The 21,729-nt window shown below is 76.1% G+C and carries 21 protein-coding genes; 8 read left to right on the top strand and 13 right to left on the bottom strand.

Annotation, left to right across the window (positions count from 1 at the left end):
• Positions 1-19 precede the first annotated feature (19 nt).
• A complete protein-coding gene (locus tag BMZ33_RS17650; protein WP_091113856.1) occupies positions 20-1,273 on the bottom strand; it encodes a glutamate-5-semialdehyde dehydrogenase in 1,254 nt (417 codons plus the stop codon).
• A gap of 65 nt (positions 1,274-1,338) precedes the next feature.
• On the opposite strand from BMZ33_RS17650, the gene BMZ33_RS17645 reads away from it, so the two are divergent.
• From BMZ33_RS17645 to BMZ33_RS17630, 4 genes are read left to right on the top strand one after another with little or no spacing between them, the layout of a single operon-like run.
• Positions 1,339-2,289, top strand: a complete 951-nt coding sequence (locus BMZ33_RS17645) for a metal ABC transporter substrate-binding protein (RefSeq protein ID WP_091113852.1) — start codon at positions 1,339-1,341, stop codon at positions 2,287-2,289.
• Positions 2,286-3,089 (top strand): metal ABC transporter ATP-binding protein, encoded by an 804-nt coding sequence (locus tag BMZ33_RS17640; RefSeq protein ID WP_169064502.1) that lies wholly within the window; start codon positions 2,286-2,288, stop codon positions 3,087-3,089. Before BMZ33_RS17645 ends, BMZ33_RS17640 begins: the two co-directional genes overlap by 4 nt.
• On the top strand, positions 3,090-4,127 hold the full coding sequence (locus tag BMZ33_RS17635) for a metal ABC transporter permease (RefSeq protein WP_091113848.1): 1,038 nt from the start codon (positions 3,090-3,092) through the stop codon (positions 4,125-4,127).
• Positions 4,124-4,531 carry a Fur family transcriptional regulator gene (locus BMZ33_RS17630; RefSeq protein ID WP_091113843.1) on the top strand — a complete coding sequence of 136 codons (408 nt, stop codon included), beginning with the start codon at positions 4,124-4,126 and terminating at the stop codon, positions 4,529-4,531. The genes BMZ33_RS17635 and BMZ33_RS17630 overlap by 4 nt, the downstream gene beginning before the upstream one ends.
• Before the next feature lie 7 nt (positions 4,532-4,538).
• Here BMZ33_RS17630 and BMZ33_RS17625 read toward each other — a convergent pair whose 3' ends face one another.
• On the bottom strand, positions 4,539-4,985 hold the full coding sequence (locus BMZ33_RS17625; RefSeq protein WP_169064501.1) for a MarR family winged helix-turn-helix transcriptional regulator: 447 nt from the start codon (positions 4,983-4,985) through the stop codon (positions 4,539-4,541).
• 73 nt (positions 4,986-5,058) lie between these two features.
• Between BMZ33_RS17625 and BMZ33_RS17620 the strand changes: the two genes are divergently transcribed.
• From BMZ33_RS17620 to BMZ33_RS17610, 3 genes are read left to right on the top strand one after another with little or no spacing between them, the layout of a single operon-like run.
• Positions 5,059-5,715 carry a maleylpyruvate isomerase family mycothiol-dependent enzyme gene (locus BMZ33_RS17620; RefSeq protein WP_169064500.1) on the top strand — a complete coding sequence of 219 codons (657 nt, stop codon included), beginning with the start codon at positions 5,059-5,061 and terminating at the stop codon, positions 5,713-5,715.
• The gene (locus BMZ33_RS17615; protein ID WP_091113836.1) at positions 5,712-6,017 is read left to right on the top strand and encodes a hypothetical protein; all 306 of its coding nucleotides are present in this window, start codon (positions 5,712-5,714) and stop codon (positions 6,015-6,017) included. The genes BMZ33_RS17620 and BMZ33_RS17615 overlap by 4 nt, the downstream gene beginning before the upstream one ends.
• A gap of 46 nt (positions 6,018-6,063) precedes the next feature.
• Entirely contained in the window at positions 6,064-6,417 is a 354-nt protein-coding gene (locus BMZ33_RS17610) for a hypothetical protein (RefSeq protein WP_091113833.1), read from the top strand.
• On the opposite strand, the gene BMZ33_RS17605 is transcribed toward BMZ33_RS17610, so the two are convergent.
• The 9 genes from BMZ33_RS17605 to BMZ33_RS17565 all read right to left on the bottom strand — a co-directional run bounded on the left by BMZ33_RS17605 (position 6,410) and on the right by BMZ33_RS17565 (position 17,576).
• A complete protein-coding gene (locus tag BMZ33_RS17605) occupies positions 6,410-7,192 on the bottom strand; it encodes an isocitrate lyase/PEP mutase family protein (protein WP_091113830.1) in 783 nt (260 codons plus the stop codon). The two genes, BMZ33_RS17610 and BMZ33_RS17605, sit on opposite strands and share 8 nt — an antisense overlap.
• 70 nt (positions 7,193-7,262) lie before the next feature.
• Entirely contained in the window at positions 7,263-7,745 is a 483-nt protein-coding gene (def, locus tag BMZ33_RS17600; RefSeq protein WP_091113824.1) for a peptide deformylase, read from the bottom strand.
• Positions 7,742-8,878, bottom strand: coding sequence for a glutamate 5-kinase (proB, locus tag BMZ33_RS17595; protein ID WP_091113821.1), 1,137 nt, complete (start codon positions 8,876-8,878; stop codon positions 7,742-7,744). The genes def and proB overlap by 4 nt, the downstream gene beginning before the upstream one ends.
• Complete coding sequence (gene obgE, locus BMZ33_RS17590) at positions 8,875-10,371, bottom strand: GTPase ObgE (protein WP_091113817.1); 1,497 nt, start codon at positions 10,369-10,371, stop codon at positions 8,875-8,877. The genes proB and obgE overlap by 4 nt, the downstream gene beginning before the upstream one ends.
• A 150-nt stretch (positions 10,372-10,521) precedes the next feature.
• Positions 10,522-10,779 carry a 50S ribosomal protein L27 gene (gene rpmA, locus BMZ33_RS17585; RefSeq protein ID WP_091113813.1) on the bottom strand — a complete coding sequence of 86 codons (258 nt, stop codon included), beginning with the start codon at positions 10,777-10,779 and terminating at the stop codon, positions 10,522-10,524.
• Positions 10,780-10,786: 7 nt separating this feature from the next.
• Positions 10,787-11,098, bottom strand: a complete 312-nt coding sequence (rplU, locus tag BMZ33_RS17580; protein WP_091113808.1) for a 50S ribosomal protein L21 — start codon at positions 11,096-11,098, stop codon at positions 10,787-10,789.
• Positions 11,099-11,282: 184 nt separating this feature from the next.
• Positions 11,283-14,585 carry an Rne/Rng family ribonuclease gene (locus tag BMZ33_RS17575; protein WP_169064499.1) on the bottom strand — a complete coding sequence of 1,101 codons (3,303 nt, stop codon included), beginning with the start codon at positions 14,583-14,585 and terminating at the stop codon, positions 11,283-11,285.
• Between the two features lie 282 nt (positions 14,586-14,867).
• On the bottom strand, positions 14,868-15,635 hold the full coding sequence (locus BMZ33_RS17570; protein WP_091113806.1) for a TIGR03936 family radical SAM-associated protein: 768 nt from the start codon (positions 15,633-15,635) through the stop codon (positions 14,868-14,870).
• Positions 15,636-15,647: 12 nt separating this feature from the next.
• Positions 15,648-17,576 (bottom strand): TIGR03960 family B12-binding radical SAM protein, encoded by a 1,929-nt coding sequence (locus BMZ33_RS17565; RefSeq protein ID WP_091113803.1) that lies wholly within the window; start codon positions 17,574-17,576, stop codon positions 15,648-15,650.
• Between the two features lie 83 nt (positions 17,577-17,659).
• Between BMZ33_RS17565 and BMZ33_RS17560 the strand changes: the two genes are divergently transcribed.
• Positions 17,660-20,116 carry a putative bifunctional diguanylate cyclase/phosphodiesterase gene (locus tag BMZ33_RS17560; protein WP_136697339.1) on the top strand — a complete coding sequence of 819 codons (2,457 nt, stop codon included), beginning with the start codon at positions 17,660-17,662 and terminating at the stop codon, positions 20,114-20,116.
• Between the two features lie 9 nt (positions 20,117-20,125).
• On the opposite strand, the gene BMZ33_RS17555 is transcribed toward BMZ33_RS17560, so the two are convergent.
• The gene (locus BMZ33_RS17555) at positions 20,126-20,959 is read right to left on the bottom strand and encodes an ABC transporter permease (RefSeq protein ID WP_091113796.1); all 834 of its coding nucleotides are present in this window, start codon (positions 20,957-20,959) and stop codon (positions 20,126-20,128) included.
• Positions 20,956-21,729, bottom strand: coding sequence for an ABC transporter permease (locus tag BMZ33_RS17550; protein ID WP_091113792.1), 774 nt, complete (start codon positions 21,727-21,729; stop codon positions 20,956-20,958). Before BMZ33_RS17550 ends, BMZ33_RS17555 begins: the two co-directional genes overlap by 4 nt.

Genomic DNA, 21,729 nt, shown 5'->3' with positions numbered 1-21,729 from the left:
CTCAGGGGACGGGTGGGCCTCAGCGGGTGTGGCCGCTGCCCGTGACGACGTAGGTGGTGCTGGTCAGCTCCGGCAGGCCCAGCGGCCCGCGGGCGTGCAGCTTCTGGGTGGAGATGCCGATCTCGGCGCCGAAGCCGAACTCGCCCCCGTCGGTGAACCGGGTGGAGGCGTTGACCATCACCGCGGCGGAGTCGACCCCGGCGGTGAACGCGGCGATGGCGGCCGCGGAGTCGGCGACGATCGCCTCGGTGTGCCCGCTGCTCCACCGGGCGACGTGGTCGAGGGCGGCGGGCAGGTCGTCGACCACCCGCACGGCCATGTCCATCGACAGGTACTCGGCGGCCCAGTCCTCGTCGGTGGCGGGGACGACCGCGTCGTGGGCGGCGCGTGCCGCGTCGTCGCCGTGCAGGGTGACCCCGGCGTCCACCAGGGCGGACAGCAGGCGGGGCAGGAACGCGACGTCGCGGTGCACCAGCAGCGTCTCGGCGGAGTTGCAGACGCTCACGCGCGAGGTCTTGGAGTCCAGCACGACCGCCTCGGCCATCGCGGCGTCGGCGGAGACGTCGACGTAGACGTGGCAGTTGCCGACGCCGGTCTCGATCACCGGCACCTGCGCCTCGCGGACGACGCGCTGGATGAGCGAGGCGCCCCCGCGCGGGATGACCAGGTCGACGTGGCCGCGGGCGGACAGCAGCTCCCCGACCGAGGCGCGGTCGGCCGGCAGGAGCTCGACCGAGCCGTCCGGCAGCCCGGCCTTCTCCCCCGCCTCGGCGAGGACGGCGACCAGCGCGGCGTTGGTGCGGTAGGCCGAGGCCGAGCCGCGCAGCAGGGCCGCGTTGCCGCTCTTGAGGCACAGGCCCGCGGCGTCGACGGTCACGTTGGGCCGGGCCTCGTAGACGATGCCGACCACGCCGAAGGGCACCCGCACCTGCCGCAGCTGCAGCCCGTTGGGCAGCCGCGAGCCGCGGACGACGTCGCCGACGGGGTCGGGCAGGGCCACCAGCTCGCGCAGCGCGGCGGCGACCCCGGCCACCCGGGCGGGGTCCAGGCGCAGCCGGTCGACCGTCGAGGCCGGCGTCCCCTCGGCCACCGCGGCCTCGACGTCGAGCGCGTTGGCGGCGAGCACCTCGTCGGTGCGCTCGACCAGCGCGTCGGCCATCGCGGCCAGCGCGGCGTCCTTGACGTCGGTCGGCAGGGTGCGCAGCACGCGGGCAGCGGCGCGGGCACGCAGGGCGGCGGCCCCGATCAGGGGGAGCTCGGCGACGTCGGGCACGTCCCGGAGGGTACGCGCAGGACCGGTCGCCCGGACCCTTCGCCGGACGTGTGAGAATGGTTCTCATGCCCGGGATCCCGACGCGCGCCGTCGCCTCCGCCGCCGCTGCCGCCTCCGCCCTGCTGCTCGCCGGCTGCGGCTCCGACGACGCGCAGGCCGGCGCCGCCGACGGCGTCGGCGTGGTCGCCGCCTTCTACCCCCTGCAGTGGGCCGCCGAGCGGGTCGGTGGGGACCGCGTCGACGTCACGTCGCTCACCCCGCCGGGCGCCGAGCCGCACGACCTGGAGCTCACCCCGCAGGACGTCGCCACGCTCAGCGGGACCGACCTGCTCGTCTACCTCGAGGGCTTCCAGCCCGCGCTCGACGACGCCGCCGCCGAGGCCGGGGACGCCGCCTGGGACGCCGGGCAGGCCGCCGACCTCTCGCTGACCACCGAGGCGCACGAGCACGAGGGCGAGACCGAGGAGGAGCACGCCGAGCACGCCGACGAGGAGGTGCCCGACCCGCACTTCTGGCTCGACCCCACCCGCCTCGCCGACGTCGGCGACGCCCTGGCCGACCGCCTCGCGGAGGTCGACCCCGACGGCGCGGCCACCTTCCGCGACAACGCCGCGGCGCTGCGCACCGACCTCGAGGCCCTCGACGCCGAGATGGCGCAGGGCCTGTCGGACTGCGCGTCCACCACGATGGTCACCAGCCACGAGGCCTTCGGCTACCTCGCCGACCGCTACGGCCTCGACGTCGTCGGCATCAGCGGCCTGAGCCCCTCGGCCGAGCCCGACCCGGCGCAGCTCGCCGAGATCTCTACGCTGGTCCAGGAGCGCGGGGTGACGACCGTCTACACCGAGACCCTCGTCGACCCCGCCGTCGCCGAGACCGTCGCCGAGGAGGCCGGTGTGCAGACCGCCGTCCTCGACCCGCTGGAGGGGCTGACCGACGAGTCGGCCGGCTCGGACTACCTCGAGGTCATGCGGGCCGACCTGGCCACGCTGCGGGAGGGGCAGGGCTGCGCGTGACCGACCCCGCGATCCGGCTGGCCGGGGCCACCATCGGCTACGGCGACGTGGCGATCGTCCGCGACGCCGACCTGACGGTGCGGCGCGGCGAGGCGGTCGCGGTCCTCGGCTCCAACGGCTCGGGCAAGACCACCCTGTCGCGAGGCCTGCTCGGCCTGGCCACCGTCCTCGGCGGCACCGTCGAGGTGCTCGGTGCCCCCGTCGGCCGGTTGCGCGAGCGGGGCCGTGTGGGCTACGTGCCGCAGCGGCACACCGTCAGCGGGGCGATGCCGGCCACGGTGCGCGAGGTGGTCGGCGTCGGCCGGCTGCCGCGGCTGGGCCTGTTCGGCCGGCCCGGCGCCCGGGACCGGGCCGCCGTGGCCGAGGCCGTCGAGGCCGTCGGCCTGGCCGACCGGCTGGCCGACCCGGTGGCCGCGCTGTCGGGGGGCCAGCAGCGGCGGGTGCTCGTGGCGCGCGCCCTGGCCGCCGAGCCCGAGCTGCTGGTCATGGACGAGCCGACCGCGGGCGTGGACGCGGCGAGCCAGGCGGCGCTGGCCGACGTGCTGGCGCGGGTCTCGGCGGCCGGGACGACACTGCTCGTCGTGACCCACGAGACCGGCCCGCTGGCCGGCGTGCTCACCCGCGCCGTCGTCGTGGACTCCGGACGGCTCACCTACGACGGCCCCCTGGCCGGGGCGGGGACCGCCGGCCCGGACTGCCACCACCCGGACGAGGCCGCGCGGCCGCCGGTCCGCGGCTACCGCCTCGACCAGCCGCGGCCGGCGCCCGACGCCGTGCGCCTGCGCCACGGGAGCCGCTAGGTGGAACTGCTCGAGTACGGGTTCATGCAGCGGGCGCTGCTGGCCAGCCTCATGGTCGGCCTGGTCGCGCCCGCCGTCGGCGTCTTCCTCGTGCAGCGGCGGCTGTCGCTGCTCGGCGACGGGCTCGGCCACGTCGCGCTGACCGGTGTCGGCGTCGGTGTGCTCACCTCCAGCGCGCCGGTCGGCACGGCGCTGGTCGCCGCCGTGCTGGGCGCGGTGCTCATCGAGCTGGTCCGCGCCCGCGGGCGCACCAGCGGCGACGTCGCCCTCGCCGTCCTCTTCTACGGGGGCATCGCCGGCGGCGTCGTCCTGCTGTCGCTGGCACCGCGGGGGCAGGCGACCAACCTCGACGCCTACCTCTTCGGCGCCATCACCACGACCACGGCCGCCGACGTCGCCGTCTTCGCGGTCATCTCCGGGGTCGTGCTCGCCGTGGTGTGGCTGCTCGGCCGGCGGCTGTACGCGGTGAGCGACGACGAGGAGTACGCGCGCGCCGTCGGGCTGCCGGTGCTGCCGCTCAACATCGTGCTGGCCGCGCTGGTGGCCTCGACGGTCGTGCTGTCGATGCGGGTCGTCGGGCTGCTGCTGATCAGCGCGCTGATGATCCTGCCCAGCGCCGTCGCCCAGCTCGTGGGCCGCAGCTTCCGCAGCACCCTGTACCTCGCCTGCGGCGTCGGCGTGGTGGTCAGCGTCGCCGGGACCGCCGGCTCGTACTACACCGGCACCCCGTCGGGCGGCACGATCGTGCTGCTGGCCATCGCGCTGTTCCTCGTCGTCACCGCCGGGGTCGCGCTGCGCGACGCGACGGCGCGGCGGCGGCACGGCCGCCAGGTCGAGGTGCACGCCGCCCACCCGCACGAGCACGGCGAGGGGTGCGGGCACCGGCCGGTGCCGCACGGCGACCACGTCGACTACGACCACGACGGGCACCTGCACGCGCCGCACCGGACCGGCACCGGCACCCACTACGACGAGCACGACGGATCCGCCCACCCGCCCGCCGCCGTCGTCCCGCCGGTGGGGAGGGAGCGGCCGTGAGCGCGGCCGAGGTCCCCGCCCGCCGGCAGACACGGCAGCGGACGGCGGTGCTGGCGCTGCTCGACGAGCTCGACGGCTTCCGCACCGCCCAGGATCTGCACGCGCAGCTGCGCGAGCGCGGCGACGGCGTCGGCCTGGCGACCGTCTACCGGGCGCTGCAGGCCCTGGTCGACGACGGCCTGGTCGACGTGCTGCGCAGCGAGGTCGGCGAGGCCGCCTACCGGCGCTGCTCGCCGGTGCACCACCACCACCTGGTCTGCCGGTCGTGCGGGCGCACCGTGGAGGTGGCCGACCCGCCGGTCGAGCGCTGGGCCGCCCGGGTGGCCGCCGAGCACGGCTTCGCCGACGTCCAGCACCAGCTCGAGGTGTTCGGCACCTGCGCGGCCTGCGCCGCCCAGCGCTGAGGCCCGCTCAGCGGTAGGGGTCGGTCAGCTCGCGGAGCCGGGTGAGCGCCGCGCGCAGCTGGGCCGTGGCCTCCTCGCCCAGGTGCGCCGTCCACTCGGCCTCGACCTCGGCCTCCACCCGGCGGGCGACCGCCACCAGCTGCTCCCCGCGCTCGGCGATCTGCACCAGCCGCGCGCGGGCGTCGGTCGGGTCGGGCACGCGGCGCACGTAGCCGGCGCGCTGGAGCTGGTCGACGAGGTGACCGGCCGTCTGCTTGGTGACCAGCGCCTGCTCGGCCAGGTCGGTCAGCCGGGTGCCGGAGGGGCCGATGCGGGCGGCGAGGCGCGCCTGGGCGAGGGTGAGGTCGTCGAAGCCCTCGGCCGCCACCGTGGCGAGCAGCCGGGCCTCCATCGCCCGGTGCGGGTAGAAGCAGAGCAGGGCCAGGTTCTGGTGGTCCCCGTCCGGCCCGGCCACGCAACCCCCTTGACGATGGTCAGATCTTCTGACTAACTGGTCAGATCATCGTACCAACTGCGAGGAGGTCGTCGTGGACCTCGACGACGTGTGGCGCAGCATCGACGCGGAACGGGCGAGCCTGGCCGACCTGCTCGACGACCTCACGCCGGCGGAGTGGGAGACGCCGTCCCTCTGCACGCGCTGGCGGGTGCGCGACGTCGCGGCGCACCTGACGCTGGCGCACTCGAGACTCCGGGAGGTGATCGTCCCGGCGATCCGGGCAGGCGGCAGCTTCGACCGGATGGTCCGCGACTCCGCGCTGCGCCTCGGCCCGCTGCCCGACGCCGAGTACGGCCGGCGGATCCGGGCGATGGTCGGCTCCCGGCGGCGGGCACCGTTCGTCAGCCCGGTCGAGCCCCTCCTCGACGTCCTCGTGCACGGCCAGGACATCGCCCTCCCCCTGGGCCGGCAGCGGCCGGTCCCCCCGGTCCCCGCGGCCCTGGCGGCGCAGCGGGTCTGGGACCTGCACTTCCTGTTCCGGGCGCGCACGCGCCTGGCCGGCCTGCAGCTGCGGGCCACCGACGGCGACCTCGTGCTGGGCGAGGGCGCACCGGTCGAGGGCACGACCGGCGACCTGCTCCTGCTGGTCGCCGGCCGCACCGCCACGGTGCACCGGCTCTCCGGCGCGGGGGTGCAACGGCTGCCGACGGCGACGGGCCGCCGGGAGGAGTCGAGGAGGACGACATGACCCTGGGTGTGATCACCGACGTGTCCGCACCGGTGGAGACCTACGACGCGCTGCACGCGGCGATGCTCGGGCGGACGGACCCGGCCGTCGACGGCCTGCTGCTGCACCTGGCCCGGGCGACCGCGGACGGCTTCCAGGTGATCGACGTGTGGGAGTCGCGCGAGGCCTACGAGCGCGGCATCCGCGAGGTGGTCGGGCCGGTGTCCGCGGAGGTGCTGGGCGGACGCGCCCGGCCGCCCTCGACGACCACCGAGTTCGAGGTCCGCGGCCTCGTGCTGCCGCGGGCCGGCATCGCCGTCTGACCGCTGCATCCAGCCCGTCGGGGAGGAGGATGAGGTGGTCTAGGCGGTGATCGAGGACGCGTCGGCACCGGCGGAGGCGTACGACCCGGTGGAGCTGTACGACGCCGTGCACCGGCTGCACCCGGAGCGCACCGGTGGGGACGTCGACGGCCGGCTGGTCCACCTGGCCTGGCCGACCGCCGACGGGCTGCGGGTGGTCGAGGTGTGGGACTCCCGCGAGCAGTACGACCGCCACGGCCGGGAGGACGTCGGGCCGCTGGCCGCGGGGGTCCTCGCGGGACGGCCGTGGCCGACCGTGGTGGTCACCCGGCTCGACGTCCGCGGACTGGTGGTCCCGGCCGGAGGGGTGGTGGTCCCCGCCGGCGGAGCGGCCCGGTGCGGCGGTCCTCCGTTCAGTTGAGCGCGCGGGTCCCGGGCGGGAGGACGCCCCCGGCGACCATCTCGGCCGCGGCGTCCTGCAGCGCGGTGAGCGCGACCCGCTGGGTGAAGGGGCCGGTGGAGACCCGGGCGACGCCGAGCTCCTGCATCTCGCGGGCCGGCAGCGAGGCCCCGGGGACGCTGATCAGCGTCAGCTTCCCGCGGCCGAGGCCCTCGACGACCGCGGCGATCTCGTCGCGGTCGACCAGCCGCGGCACGAACACCACCGGGGCGCCGGCCTCGAGGAAGGCCCGGCCGCGCCGGATCGCCTCGGCGACGAGCTCACCGCGGTCGGCGCCCTCGGCGGCGCGCACGAAGGCGTCGGTGCGGGCGTTGAGCACGAAGTCGATCCCGGCGTCCCGGCCGGCGCGCAGCACCGCCTCCACGGCCGCGACGGCGTCGTCGAGCGGCTTCATCTGGTCCTCGAGGTTGCCGCCGACGACGCCCTTCGCGATCGCGCGGCGGGCGGTCTCCCCCGCGTCGCCGTAGCCGGCCTCCATGTCCATGCTGACCGGCAGGTCGACCGCGGCGGCGATCCGGCCCACCATGTCCAGGTGCAGGTCGAGCGGGATGTTCTCGCCGTCCTGGTAGCCGAAGGTCGCGGCGATGCCGTGGCTGGCGGTGGCGAGCGCGCGGACGCCGTCGGTGGCGGCCACCACCTGCGCGGAGACGACGTCCCACACGTTGGCGAGGACGAGGATCTCCGGAGCGGTGTGCAGGTCGAGGAGGGTGCGGGCGCGGGTGGCGAGGTCGGTCACGGCACCCGACCGTACGGCCTCGTCCAGAGGCTCGCCCCGAGCTCGCGAGGGGCGAGGAGGACGAGGCTCCTCACCGGTCGCGCAGTGCGCGCAGGGCGGTCTTGCGGGCCTCGCCGGTCAGCCGGTCGAGGAACACCTTCCCGTCGAGGTGGTCGACCTCGTGCTGCAGGCAGCGTGCCATCAGCCCGCTGCCCTCGACCCGGACCGGCTCCCCGTGGACGTCGAAGCCCTCGACGACGGCGTGCGCCGCCCGCACGGTGGGCGCCCACAGGCCCGGCACCGACAGGCAGCCCTCGTCGCCGTCCTGGGTCTCCTCCGACAGCTCGGTGAGCGTCGGGTTGACCACGTGCCCGATGACGCCGTCGACGTTGTACGAGAACACCCGCGCGCCGACGCCGATCTGCGGTGCGGCCAGCCCGGCGCGGCCGGGGCGGCCGACGGTCTCCACCAGGTCGCGCACCAGGGCGGCCAGCTCCCTGTCGAAGGCGCGCACCGGGTCGGCCGGGGTGCGCAGGACCGGGTCGCCGAGCTCGCGGATGGGACGGATCGTCACCGGGGCAGTCTCGCAGCCCCCCGCGGCGCCCCGACCAGCACCATCTCGTCGCGGTGCACCACCTCGCGGCGGTACTCCGGGTCGAGGTCGGGGGTGCGCCGGCCCAGCAGCGCGGGCAGCTCGCGGGCGTCGTAGGCGACCAGTCCGCGGGCGACGACGCCGCCGTCGGGCGCGACCAGGTCCACCGGGTCGTCGGCGAGGAAGTCGCCGTCGACGCCGGTGATGCCGGCGGCCAGCAGCGAGGCCGACCGCTCGCGGACGGCGCGCACGGCACCGTCGTCGAGCAGCAGCCGGCCGCGCGGCCGGCTGGCGTAGCGCAGCCAGAACTGCCGGCCGGTCGGACGGCGGCCGTGCGGCTCGAAGAGGGTGCCCACCCGCTCACCCGCCAGCGCCGCGGCGGCCTGCGGGGTGGAGGTGACGACGACGGGCACGCCCGCGCCCGAGGCGATCAGCGCCGCCTCGACCTTGGTGGCCATGCCCCCGGTGCCCACGCCGTTGCGGCGGGCGGTGCCGAGGGTGACCGCGGCCAGGTCGCCCGAGCCGCGCACCCGGTCGATCAGCCGCGCCGGGCCGGTGCGCGGGTCGCCGTCGTAGACGCCGTCGACGTCGGAGAGCAGCACCAGCGCGTCGGCGGCCGCCACGTGGGCGACCAGCGCGGCGAGCCGGTCGTTGTCGCCGAAGCGGATCTCCTCGGTGGCCACCGTGTCGTTCTCGTTGACGATCGGCAGCGCGCCCAGGGTGAGCAGCCGCTCCAGCGTCCGGCGGGCGTTGCGGTAGTGGCTGCGCCGGGTGAGGTCGTCGGCGGTGAGCAGCACCTGGCCGATGGTGACCCCGTGCCGGTCGAAGGCGTCGGCGTAGGTCTGCACCAGCCGCAGCTGGCCGACGCTGGCCGCGGCCTGCGCGGTGGCGAGGTCGCGCGGGCGGCCCTCGACGCCGAGCGGGGCCAGCCCGGCGGCGATCGCGCCGGAGGACACCAGCACCACCTCGCGGCCCTGCGCACGCACGGCGGCCAGCACGTCGACCAGCGCGGTCAGCCGCGCCGGGTCCAGGCCACCGGGCAGCGTGGTCAGCGACGAGGAGCCGACCTTGACCACCACGCGGCCGGCGCCGGCGATCTCCGGGCGGACACTCACGCGTCGTCCCCGGGCAGCTCGTCGTCGGGCAGCTCGTCGTCGGTCCAGGTCTCGGTGAGCTCGTAGGGCACCCGGCGGGCCTTCTTGGCCGCCAGCCGCTCCGCGGCGCGCACCCGGTGCGGGGCGTCGATGCGGCTGTCGGTGCCGCGGCCGCCCAGGCCCGCCGTCTCCTCGGCCAGCGGGGTGCCGGCGGGGAGGGTCGGCTGGAAGTCGAAGGCGACGTCGCCGATGACGACGGTGTCGCCCTCCTGCGCGCCGAGGCGGGTGAGCTCCTCCTCCACGCCGAGGCGGTTGAGCCGGTCGGCGAGGAAGCCGACCGCCTCGTCGTTGGTGAAGTCGGTCTGCCGGACCCAGCGCTCGGGCTTGACGCCGCGGACGACGAAGGTGCCCTCGTCGTCGGGGTCGGGGGTGACGGTGAACCCCGAGTCGTCGACCGCCCGCGGGGTGAGCGTGACGCGGGCCGGCTCGGGCGCGGGCAGCGCGGCGCGGTGCTCGTCCACGGCGGCGGCCAGCGCGTAGCCCAGCTCGGCCAGCCCCTCCCCCGTCGCGGCGCTGACCGTGGACACCCGCAGCCCGCGGGCCTCCAGGGAGGGCCGGACGAGGTCGGCCAGGTCACGCCCGTCGGGGACGTCGACCTTGTTGAGGACGGCGAACCGCAGCCGGCCCACCAGGTCGAGCTCCTCGCCGCCGTACTCGCGCAGCTCCTGCTCCAGCGCCTCGATGTCGGTCTCCGGGTCGCGCCCGGGCTCGAGGGTGGCGGTGTCGACGACGTGCACCAGGACCGCGCAGCGCTCGACGTGCCGGAGGAACTGCAGGCCCAGCCCCTTGCCGGTGGCCGCGCCGGGGATGAGCCCGGGGACGTCGGCCATCGTGAACACCGTGTCGCCGGCGCGGACCACGCCGAGGTTGGGCACCAGCGTGGTGAACGGGTAGTCGGCGATCTTGGGCCGGGCCGCGGACATCGCCGCGATCAGTGACGACTTGCCCGCCGACGGGAAGCCGACCAGGCCGACGTCGGCGACGCTCTTGAGCTCCAGGACTGCGTCGAAGGCCTCGCCGGGCTCGCCGAGCAGCGCGAAGCCCGGCGCCTTGCGCCGCGGGTTGGCGAGCGCGGCGTTGCCCAGGCCGCCCCGGCCGCCCTGCGCGAGGACGACGCGGCTGCCCGCGCCGACGAGGTCGGCGACCACCTCGCCGCCGACGCTGACGACGGTGCCCTCGGGCACGCGCAGCACCCGCTCCTCGCCGTTGGCGCCGTTGCGGTGGCTGCCGGCGCCGGGGCGGCCGTTGCCGGCGCGCTGGTGCGGCCGGTGGTGGAAGTCCAGGAGCGTGTGGACGCTGGGGTCCACCTCGAGGACGACGTCGCCGCCGTTGCCCCCGTTGCCGCCGTCGGGGCCGCCCAGGGGCTTGTACTTCTCGCGGTGCACGGACGCGACGCCGTGACCGCCGTTGCCCGCGGCGACGTGCACGACGACGCGGTCGACGAAAGCGGCCATGTCTGCTCTACCTGCTCACTGCCTGCTCAACGCCGACGAGCGCACGGGCCGGCCGGCCCGTGCGCTCGTGGCGTGGTGACGTGCTGGGACGGCCCCCTCGCAGGACCCCGCCGCGAGCTCGCGAGTGGCGGGGAGCAAGGGGGTCCTTCGTCAGGCCTCGACCGCGGTGATCGAGACGGTCTTGCGACCACGGCGGGTGCCGAAGGTGACCGAGCCGGGCAGCAGCGCGAACAGCGTGTCGTCGCCGCCACGGCCGACGCCCAGACCCGGGTGGAAGTGGGTGCCGCGCTGGCGCACGATGATCTCGCCGGCCTTGACGACCTGGCCACCGAAGCGCTTCACGCCCAGGCGCTGGGCGTTGGAGTCGCGGCCGTTGCGGGAGGACGAGGCGCCCTTCTTGTGTGCCATGTCGTCGTCAGCCCTTCGTGATGTCGCGGACGACCACGTCGGTCAGCGGCTGACGGTGGCCCTGACGCTTGTGGTAGCCGGTCTTGTTCTTGAACTTGTGGATGCGGATCTTCGGGCCCTTGCCGTGGCCGACGATCTCGCCGGTGACGGTGACGCCGGCCAGGGCCTGCGCGTCGCTGGTGACGGTCTCGCCGTCGACCAGGAGCAGGGCCGGCAGGGTGACGGTGTCGCCCGCCTCACCCACGAGACGGTTGACCGTGAACCGGTCGCCCACGGCCACCTTGTGCTGCCGGCCACCGGCCTTCACGACTGCGTACACCACTGACTCCTCGATCGCTGCTGTCTGTCCCGCGATGCGCCCTGCACGCGCACCCCGGCGCGGGCGCCGGGTGCTGGACGGGCCGCACCGCCTCATCGGCCCCGGGCAGGACCCGGTCCGGGGCGGTGCAACCCGACCAGCGTACCCGAGCGGTCGCAGCCGGGTCGAACGCGCCCCCGGCGCCTCAGGAGGCCGGCGGACCGGCCGGGCGGCTGGCCGCGCGGCGGCGGCGCGGACGCCCACCGGCGGCCGGGTCCGCGCCGTTGCCGGACGCGGTGGCGGGGTCGCTGCCGGGCGCCTGCGGGTCGCGGGAGGGCGCCGGGTCGTCGGGACCGGCCGACGCGGGCACGTCCTCCTCGTCCTCGTCGTCCTCGTCGGGGACCTGCCGCGCCGGCTCCGCGACCGGCTCCGCGCCGCCGGCCGCGGCGGGCTCCGGCACGACCGGGGTGGCCGCGAGCTCGGCCGCGGTGGGCTCCTCGATGACCGGCTCGGGACCGCCGGTCACGGGCCCGCCGCTCGCCGCCTCGGCGCCCACCGGCCCGGTCCCCTCCGTGTCCGGCACCTCGGCGACCTCGGCACGGTCGGCCTCGTCGGCGCTGTCGGCCTCGACGGTGTCGTCGGCCCCGGGCGTCTCGTCGGCGTCCCCGGAGGCCGCGGCGAGCACCGCGGCATCCTCGGCGGCGCGCTCCTCGCCGGCCTGGCCGCGGTTGCGGCGCCCGCGGCGGCGGCCGCCGGACCGCTGACCGTCCCCGCTCTCCGGACCGCTGCCCTCGGCCGCCTCGGCGCCGACCGGCACGGGGACCGGCTCGGCGTCCCGGCGCTCGGTCTCCCGGCGCTCGGTCTCCTTGCGCTCGGTCTCCTTGCGCTCGGCGTTGCTGCGCTCGGTCTCCTTGCGCTCGGCGTCCTTGCGGGACTGGTCGCGCCGGCCGTTGCCGCCGGAGTTCCCGGAGCCGCCCGGGCCGCCCGGGCCGCCCGGGCCGTTGCCCCCGCCGCCGCGCCGCTTGTCGTCCACGGGCTCGGTGTGCACGAGCACACCCCGGCCGCGGCAGTGCTCGCACGGCTCGGAGAACACCTCGAGCAGGCCCTGGCCGACCCGCTTGCGGGTCATCTGCACCAGGCCCAGCGAGGTGACCTCGGCGACTTGGTGCTTGGTGCGGTCGCGGCCCAGGCACTCGGTGAGCCGGCGCAGCACCAGGTCGCGGTTGCTCTCGAGCACCATGTCGATGAAGTCGATGACGATGATGCCGCCGATGTCGCGCAGCCGGAGCTGGCGGACGATCTCCTCGGCCGCCTCCATGTTGTTGCGCGTGACGGTCTGCTCGAGGTTGCCGCCCGAGCCGGTGAACTTCCCGGTGTTGACGTCGACGACGGTCATCGCCTCGGTGCGGTCGATGACCAGCGAGCCGCCCGAGGGCAGCCACACCTTCCGGTCGAGCGCCTTGGCCAGCTGCTCGTCGACGCGCAGGTCGCGGAACACGTCGCCCTCGCCGGTGTGCCGGGTCAGCCGCCCGGTCAGCTCCGGGGAGACGTGCGCGACGTAGGCCTCGACGGTGTCCCACGCGTCGTCGCCCTGGACGACGAGCTCGGTGAAGTCCTCGTTGAACACGTCGCGGATGACCCGGATGGCCAGGTCGGGCTCGCCGTAGAGCAGCGTGGGCGCGTTGCTGCTCGACGACGCCTTGGTCTGGATGACCTCCCACTGCGCCTGCAGCCGGGCGACGTCGCGGGTGAGCTCCTCCTCCGAGGCGCCCTCGGCGGCGGTCCGGATGATCACGCCGGCGTCCTCGGGGACGATCTTCTTGAGGACGTCCTTGAGCCGCTGGCGCTCGGTGTCGGGCAGCTTGCGGCTGATGCCGGTCATCGAGCCGCCGGGCACGTAGACCAGGAACCGGCCGGGCAGGTTCACCTGCTGGGTCAGCCGGGCGCCCTTGTGGCCGATCGGGTCCTTGGTGACCTGCACCAGCACCTTGTCACCGGACTTCAGCGCCTGCTCGATCGAGCGCTGCTTGCCGGACAGGCCGGCGGCGTCCCAGTTGACCTCGCCGGCGTAGAGGACGGCGTTGCGGCCCTTGCCGATGTCGACGAAGGCCGCCTCCATGCTGGGCAGCACGTTCTGCACGCGGCCGAGGTAGACGTTGCCGGCGAAGGACGTCGCCTGCGCCTGGGTGACGTAGTGCTCGACGAGCACGCCGTCCTCGAGGACGGCGATCTGCGTGCGCTCGCCGCGCTGCCGGATGACCATCCGGCGCTCGACCGACTCGCGGCGAGCGAGGAACTCCGCCTCGCTGAGGATCGGCGCGCGGCGGCGGCCGGTGTCGCGGCCCTCGCGGCGGCGTTGGCGCTTGGCCTCGAGCCGGGTGGAGCCGGCGACCCCGCGGACGTCGTCGTCGCTGGTGGTGCGGCCGGTGCGGCCGGCCCGCTCGGGGCGGTCGTCGTCGTCGGCCGCGGTCTCGGCGGCGGTGTCCCCGCCGCGGCGCCGGCGGCGACGGCGACGCCGGGTGCTCGACCCGCCCTCGGCCTCGTCCCCCTCGGCCGCCTCGTCGGCGTCGGCGTCGGTGTCAGCGTCCTCGTCGTCGGACTCGTCATCGGTGTCCTCGCCGGCACGCTCGGCGTCCTCGCCGTCGCCCTCGGCGTCGTCGCCGGTGCGCCCGCGGCCACGGCCACGGCGGCCCCGGCGGCGGCGCCGGCTGCCACCGCCGTCCTCGCGGTCGGCGTCGTCGCGGTCGGCGTCGCCCTCCACGTCGGTGTCGGTGTCGGTGTCGACATCGGCGTCGGTGTCGACGTCCTCGGTCTCGTCCGCGGCGTCCTCGTCGGCCTCGGGACGCGGCTCGTCGGCCGCGGGGACCTCGCCGCCGCGGCGCCGGGACCGGCCACGGCGCGGGCGCGGCGCCGGGGTCTCCTCGGCGTCCTCGTCCGGCCCGGCGGCCTCCTCGACCTCCGGGGACTCCGGCAGCGGCCGGCGGCTGCGCCGGCGCGGCGCCGGGGCCACCTCGGCCTCGGGTGCCACGAAGCTGACGAAGGCCGGGATCGCCGGGGCGACCGGCGGCGGGGGCGGGGTGTAGGTGCCGGGGTCGGCCGCACCGGCGGGCCGGGTGGCCCGGCGGCGGGGGCGGGCGATGACGGCGGTGGGCTCCGGGGAGCTGAACTGGGCGCCGAAGGGGGACGGCGCCGGGTCGTCCTCGGGCTCCTCCTCGGCGGGGGTCCCGATCACCGGGGACTCCACCACCGGGGACTCCGCCACCGGGGGCTCGGCCACGGCGGTCTCGGCCACGGCGGTCTCGGCCACGGCGGTCTCGGCCACGGCGGTCTCGGCGGGCGGCTCGTCGGGGATCTCGCCGGTGGCGGCCTCCCCGCTGAGCACCTCGGCGACGGCGGCGTCGCCGGGCGGGAGGTCGGGCGCCGCGGGGGTGTCGGTGGCGGGGGTCCCGCCGGTGTCCCCGGGGGTGCTGTCGCCGGTGGTGGTCGTGTCGTCGTCCTGGTCGGCCACGAGGGCTCGCCTCCTGTGTGGTGCTCCCGGGCGCCGGTCGGAGGACAGGCGGCCGCGCAGGAGCACGGGTTGGGCGGGCCGGGCGGCCGCGAGGGGTGCGGCGGCCGCCCGGCCTGCGAAGTCTGTGGTCGGTCCCGCGCGGCGGTCGCCGCGGCCGGAGCCGGACTGCAGGTGGTGCGGACTGCAGGTGGTGCGGTCGTGCGGTGGTCTCGGGTGGTTCCGGGCGGCGGCACGTCTGGCAGCCGTGCCGCTCGACGGCGCAGGAGCGTCCGGGCTCCCCGGTCAGACCGCGGCGTGCTCCCCCTGGCAGCGGGCGCGCGCCTCTCGGTCGGGACCGAGCGGGTCGGCCACGGTCCCGCTGCCGTCGAGCCGGCCCTGCGCCTCACGCACGGCCCGTGGGGGCGACGGCGGGCGCAGGTCGGCGACGGCAGCCAGAGCGGCCACCACGTCGTCGGGTCGAACGGCGGGCGTCACCTGCCGGACGACCACGTGCAGTATGGCACAACCTGCCTCCCCGCCCGTGGACGCCGAGGCCACCGGGCCCCGGGCGTCGACGTCGCGCAGGCCGTTCTTGGTGCGCTTGGCGACGAGCACCTCGTCGCGGGCCAGCAACGCGTCGACCGCGGCGGCGAGCACACCCGGCTCCACGCCGGGCAGCTCGACCCGCCACCGGGCGGCGTCGATCCGGTCGGCCAGCGACCCGCCGCCCTCGGCCGCCTCCACGCACTCCAGGACGTCGACGCCGGCGGGCAACGACGCGTCCAGCGCGGCGCGCACCTGCTCGGGGTCGCAGCGCCGGGCCAGGCCGATCTCGAGGTACTCGGCCTCGCTGGCCGCCCCGGTGGGCGCCGCGCCCACGTAGGAGATCTTCGGGTGCGGCGAGAAGCCGGCCGAGAAGGCCATCGGCACCTGCGCGCGGCGCAGCGCCCGCTCCAGCGCGCGGGCGAGGTCACGGTGCGAGGCGAAGCGCAGCGGGCCGCGCTTGGCGTAGCGCAGCCGCAGCTTCTGCACGGTGGGCGGCGGGGGCGGCCCGTCGGGCTGGCGGGCCACTACCGGGCCACCTCAGCGACCCACGACGGTGAGCGGGAGCAGGCTGCGCCCGGTGGGACCGATCTGGATCTCGGTGCCGTTGGTCGGGCAGACCCCGCAGTCGTAGCAGGGGGTCCACCGGCAGTCGGCGACCTCCTCCTCCGACAGGGCGTCCTGCCAGTCGTCCCAGAGCCACTCCTTGTCCAGCCCGGAGTCCAGGTGGTCCCAGGGCAGGACCTCGTCCTGGGTGCGCTCGCGGGTGGTGAACCAGTCGAGGTCCAGGCCCAGCGGCGCGAGCTCGGCGGCCGCGGCGGCGGTCCAGCGCTCGTAGGAGAAGTGCTCGCTCCACCCGTCGAAGCGGCCGCCCTCGCGCCACACCCGCTCGATGACCCGGCCCACCCGGCGGTCGCCGCGGGAGAGCAGGCCCTCGACCACGCCGGGCTGGCCGTCGTGGTAGCGCAGGCCGATGGAGCGGCCGGTGCGGCGGTCGGCGTTGATGGCCTGACGCAGCACCCGCAGCCGGTGGTCGATCGTCTCGGCGCTGGCCTGGCCGGCCCACTGGAACGGGGTGTGCGGCTTGGGCACGAAGCCGCCGATGGAGACGGTGCAGCGGACGTCCTTGCGCCCGCTGGCCTCGCGGCCGGCGCGGATGACCTCGACGGCGAGCTCGGCGATCTCCAGCACGTCCTCGTCGGTCTCCGTCGGGAGGCCGCACATGAAGTAGAGCTTCACCTGCGTCCAGCCGTTGGCGTAGGCCGTGGTGACCGTGCGGACCAGGTCCTCCTTGGACACGGTCTTGTTGATCACCCGGCGGATCCGCTCGCTGCCGCCCTCCGGGGCGAAGGTCAGCCCGGAGCGCCGGCCGTTGCGGGACAGCTCGTTGGCCAGCGTGACGTTGAACGCGTCCACCCGGGTGCTCGGCAGCGACAGCCCGGTGTTGGTGCCCTCGTAGCGGTCGGCGAGCTCCTTGGCCACCTGGCCGATCTCTGAGTGGTCGGCGCTCGACAGCGAGAGCAGCCCGACCTCCTCGTAGCCGGTGGCGCGCAGGCCCTGGTCGACCATCGAGCCGATGCCGGTGATCGTCCGCTCGCGCACCGGGCGGGTGATCATCCCGGCCTGGCAGAACCGGCAGCCGCGCGTGCAGCCGCGGAAGATCTCCACGCTCATCCGCTCGTGCACGCTCTCGGCGAGCGGCACCAGCGGCGTCTTCGGGTAGGGCCACTCGTCGAGGTCCATGACCGTGCGCTTGCCGACCCGCACCGGGACGTCGTCGCGGGTGCGGGCGACCGCGGCGATCGCGCCGTCGGGGCCGTAGGAGACGGCGTAGAAGCGGGGCACGTAGACGCCGTCGACGCGGGCCAGGCGGGCCAGGAGCTCGACCCGGCCGCCGGGGCGGCCCTGCTCCTTCCACGCCGCGACGACGTCGGTGACGTCCCCGACGACCTGCTCGCCGTCGCCGAGGACGGCGCAGTCGACGAAGTCGGCGATCGGCTCGGGGTTGAACGCCGCGTGCCCGCCGGCGACGACGACCGGGTGCGTCTCGTCGCGGTCGGCCGCGTGCAGCGGGACCCCGGCGAGGTCGAGGGCCTCGAGCAGGTTGGTGTAGCCGAGCTCGGTGGCGAAGCTGACGCCGAGGACGTCGAAGTCGCGGACGGCGCGGTGCGCGTCGACGGTGAACTGGCCGACACCGTGCTCGCGCATCAGCGCGGCCAGGTCGGGCCACACGGCGTAGGTGCGCTCGGCGAGGGCGTCGGGGCGCTCGTTGAGCACCTCGTAGAGGATCATGAGGCCCTGGTTGGGCAGCCCCACCTCGTAGGCGTCGGGGTACATCAGCGCCCAGTGGACGGCGACGTCGTCCCACGCCTTGACCTGCGCGTTGAGCTCCCCGCCGACGTACTGGATCGGCTTCTGCACCTGGGCCAGCAGCGGTTCGAGACGGGGGTAGAGGCTCTGTCCAGACATGACCGGTCCAGGGTAGACGCCGCGCCCCGTGCTGCGACCCCCGCGCCGAGAGGCGCCGCAGCGTGTGCGGGCCTACACTCACGGTGACCAGCACGACGGCCTCAGGGGGGAACGTGCCCGAGCCGGCCGGGACCACGACCGTGCCCAGGGACGCCGACGGCGTCTCCCGCACCCGGTCCCCGCAGACCCTGCCCCGCGGCCGGGCGGTGTTCTCCCTGCCCCGCGGCCGGGCGGTGTTCTCCCTGCCCCGCGGCCGGGCGGTGTTCTCCCTGCCCCGCGGCCGGGCGATGCCCCCCGAGCAGTGGGCCACCCACCACGCCTTCGTCCTCCGCGCCCTCGCCGTCCTCGTCGCGGCGGTGCCGGTCTACGCCCTGCTGCGCGGCCACGGGCCGGCGACCGCGGCACTGTCCACCGCTCCCCTGCTGGCGCTGACCCTCCTCGCGCGCACGACGCTGCTGCGGCGCAGCACCCGTGCGGCGGCCGCCGCGCTCGCGCTCATGGCGGTCGCGGCGGTGGGCGTGCAGCTGTCGGGCGGGCAGACCGAGGCGCACTTCCTCTTCTTCGCGCTGCTCCCGCTGGCCGCCCTCTACGCCGCCCGGGCGCCCTTCCTGCTCGCCGTCGGTTTCGTCGCGGTGCACCACTTCGTGCTGGGCAGCCTGCTGCCCCACGCGGTGTTCCAGCACGACGTCGCCCCCCTGCCGATGGCCTCCCTGCACGCGGCGTTCGTGCTGCTGGAGAGCTGGGCCTGCCTCGCCGCCTGGCGCCGCTTCGACGACCGCCGCGAGCTCGTCGAGCAGCTGGTGGCCGAGCGCACCGCGGAGCTCTCCGCCCAGCGCGACGAGCTGGCCCGGCTGGCGGCCGTCGTCCAGTGCACCGACGACGCCGTCGCCACCCTGAGCCCCGACGGGCGGATCACCAGCTGGAACCCCGGCGCCGAGCGGCTCTACGGCTGGGCGGCCGGCGAGATCGTGGGCCGCCACATGTCGGTGCTGACCGGCGACGGGGAGTCCCCCGCCGACCTCACGGCGCTGTCGGGCAGCATGGCGCCGGTGGAGCGCCGGCACCGCCGGCGCGACGGCTCGGAGTTCGACGCGCTGGTCACCTTCTCGACCATCCACCACGAGGACGGCACCCTCACCGGCGTCGCCGGGATCGCCCGCGACATCACCGGGCGCAAGCGGGCCGAGGCCGAGGCCCGCGCGGCCGCCCGGCAGCTGGAGGAACAGGCGGGCGAGCTGGCCCGGCTGGCCCTGCACGACCCGCTCACCGGCCTGGCCAACCGGACGCTGCTGGCCGACCGCCTCGAGCACGCCCTGGCCGACCGCCGCGCCCGCCGGCACGCCGTCCTGCTCGTCGACCTCGACGACTTCAAGGCGGTCAACGACGAGTGCGGGCACGAGGCCGGCGACGCCGTCCTCACCGCGGTCGCCCGGCGCCTGGAGTCGGTGGTGCGCCCGGCCGACACCGTGGCCCGCCTCGGCGGCGACGAGTTCGTCGTCCTCATGGAGGACGTCGAGGGCCGGCGGGACGTCGTCGCCGTCGCCGAGCGGCTGCTGGGCGCGCTGCGCGAGCCGGTGGCCTTCGGCGACGAGCGGTTCACCGTGGGCGGCAGCGTCGGGGTGGCGCTCACCGGCGCCACCGACCGCCGCGGCATGGACGACCTGCTGCGCGACGCCGACCTGGCGATGTACGTGGCCAAGTCCGGCGGCAAGAACCGGGTCCGGGTGTTCGAGCGCGGCATGCGCGAGGAGGTCACCGCCCAGGACGAGCTGGTGCGCGACCTGCGCGCCGCCGTCACCAACGGCGAGCTGCGGGTGCTCTACCAGCCGCAGGTGGACCTGCGGACCGGCGTGGTGACCGGCGTGGAGGCCCTGGCGCGGTGGCAGTCGCCCAGCCGCGGGCTGGTCGAGCCGGCCGGCTTCATCCCGGTCGCGGAGACCTCCGGCGTCGTCGACGCCATCGACGACTGGGTGATCGGCGAGGCCTGCCGGCAGCTGCGCGCCTGGGACGACGCCGGCCTGCCCGCGCTGGGGGTGGCGGTCAACGTGTCCGCCCGGCGGCTGGGCACCGGCGACCTCGCGGTCGCCCTCGCCGCGGCCGCGCGGGACGCCGGCGTCGACCCCGCCCGGCTGGAGATCGAGGTGCCCGAGGCGGTGGCCGCCGGACCCGATGCCGCCGCCGGCATCCGCGAGGTGCGGGCGCTGGGCGTGCGGGTGGCCATCGACGACTTCGGCACCGGGTCCTCGTCGCTGTCCCGGCTGCAGGACCTGCCGCTGGACCGGCTGAAGATCGACACCACGTCGGTGGCGCTGCTGGCCGCCGACGCCGCCGCCGGGTCGCTCGCCGACGCGGTCATCGCGCTGGGCAACAGCCTGGGCCTGCAGGTGGTCGCCGAGGGCGTCGAGGAGCCGGGCCAGCTCGCCGCGCTGCGGGCGCTGGGCTGCGACACCGCGCAGGGCCACCTGTTCGGCTCGCCGGTGCCGGCCGACGCCGTCACGGCCCTGCTCCGCGACGGCCGCGTCCTCACCGCCGTCGCTTAGCGGCGGGCTCTAGCGGAGCAGGAGGCGCTCCAGCCGCCGGGCGCCGATCGCCAGGCCGACGACCCCCATGACGAGCAGGTAGGCGGCCGAGCCCAGCAGCGCCCAGCGGACGTCGCCGGTGACGACCCCCCGCACCAGCTCGATGCCGTGGTAGAGCGGGGTGCACTCGACGAGGAGCTGCAGCGGCCGCGGGTAGGCCGACAGCGGGTAGAAGGTCGTGGAGAACAGGAACAGGGGCAGGACGGCGACCTGGACGAACTCGAAGTCCTGCCAGCCGCGCAGGAAGGTGCTCGCGGCCAGCCCCACCGCGGCGAAGGCGAACCCGATGAGCACGGCGGCCGGCAGCGCCAGCACCGCCCACCAGGAGCCGACCAGGCCCAGCGCCAGCATGACGAGCAGGAACGCCGCGGAGTACACCGCGCCCCGCAGCAGCGCCCACACCGTCTCCCCGACCGCGGCGTCGGCCGCCGACACCGGGGTGGCCAGCACCGCGTCGTAGAGCTTGGCGTACCTCAACTTGAAGTAGAGGTTGAAGACGGCGTCGTAGACCGCGCCGTTCATCGCGGCCGAGGCCAGCAGCGCCGGTGCGACGAACTCCTGGTAGCTCAGCGCCGTGCCGCCGTCGGTGACCACCTCGCCCACCAGCCCGCCGATGCCGACGCCGATGGACAGCAGGTAGAAGAACGGCTCGGAGAAGCCCGAGACGTAGACCACCCAGTTGCGGCGGGCCACCAGCAGGTTGCGGTGCACCAGGGAGCCGGCGCGCCGGGGCGAGAGCGGGTAGAGCGGCACGACCCGCAGCACGAGCGACACCGACGGGCCGGCCGGCCGGGGGACGCTCACCGGACCAGCCGCCGGGTCAGCGCGCGCGCGGCGAGGACGGCGCCGGCCGCGGTCCACAGCAGCAGGTAGCCGGCGTGCAGCAGCGCCGGCCCGGCCTCCGCCGTCCCCAGGGCCAGGTCGCGCGCGAGGGTGACGCCGTGCCACAGCGGGGTGGCGTAGGCGATCCCCCGGAGGACGGCGGGCAGCTGCTCGACCGGGAAGAACGTGCCGCTGAACAGGAACATCGGGACCAGCAGGAACCGCTGCAGGGCGGCGAACGCGGCGTCCTCCTCCAGCCGGGCGGCCAGCGCGGTGACCGGCGCGGCGAAGGCCAGCCCGGTGAGCAGCGCCACCGGCACGGTGAGCACCACGAGCGGGCTGCGCGCCGCGCCGAAGGCGAGCAGCACCAGCAGGAAGGCGGCCGCCGAGGTGGTCACCCGGAAGGCGACGTAGAGCAGGTGCCCGGCCACCAGGTCGACCGGGCGGGCCGGGGTGGCCAGCAGCGCCTCGTAGGTGCGGTCCCACTTGATCGCCCCGAGCACCGGGTAGCTCGACTCCCCGGTGGCGGTCTGCATGGCCGCGGCCACCAGCAGGCCGGGCGCGAGGAAGGCCAGGTACCCGACGCCGCCGGGCACCCCGGGGCCGCGGTCGACCAGCGAGCCGAGGACCAGACCCATCGCGGCGAGGAAGAGCACGGGCTCGAGCACGCTGCCGATCGCGCTGCTGCGCCAGTAGTGGCGGTGCGCGGTCAGCCGCTGCAGGAACAGCGACCAGGCGGCCGGTCCGGGCAC

Origin of the sequence: Geodermatophilus dictyosporus (assembly GCF_900115505.1) — a bacterium.
Classification (GTDB): Bacteria; Actinomycetota; Actinomycetes; order Mycobacteriales; family Geodermatophilaceae; genus Geodermatophilus; species Geodermatophilus dictyosporus.
This window is presented reverse-complemented; position numbering and strand designations above follow the sequence as displayed.

Excerpts from the sequence above, each read along its gene's own strand:
- BMZ33_RS17645 (WP_091113852.1), top strand. The coding sequence starts at position 1,339 with ATGCCCGGGATCCCGACGCGCGCCGTCGCCTCCGCCGCCGCTGCCGCC.
- BMZ33_RS17615 (WP_091113836.1), top strand. The coding sequence starts at position 5,712 with ATGACCCTGGGTGTGATCACCGACGTGTCCGCACCGGTGGAGACCTAC.
- BMZ33_RS17565 (WP_091113803.1), bottom strand. The coding sequence starts at position 17,576 with ATGTCTGGACAGAGCCTCTACCCCCGTCTCGAACCGCTGCTGGCCCAG.
- obgE (WP_091113817.1), bottom strand. The coding sequence starts at position 10,371 with ATGGCCGCTTTCGTCGACCGCGTCGTCGTGCACGTCGCCGCGGGCAAC.
- rpmA (WP_091113813.1), bottom strand. The coding sequence starts at position 10,779 with ATGGCACACAAGAAGGGCGCCTCGTCCTCCCGCAACGGCCGCGACTCC.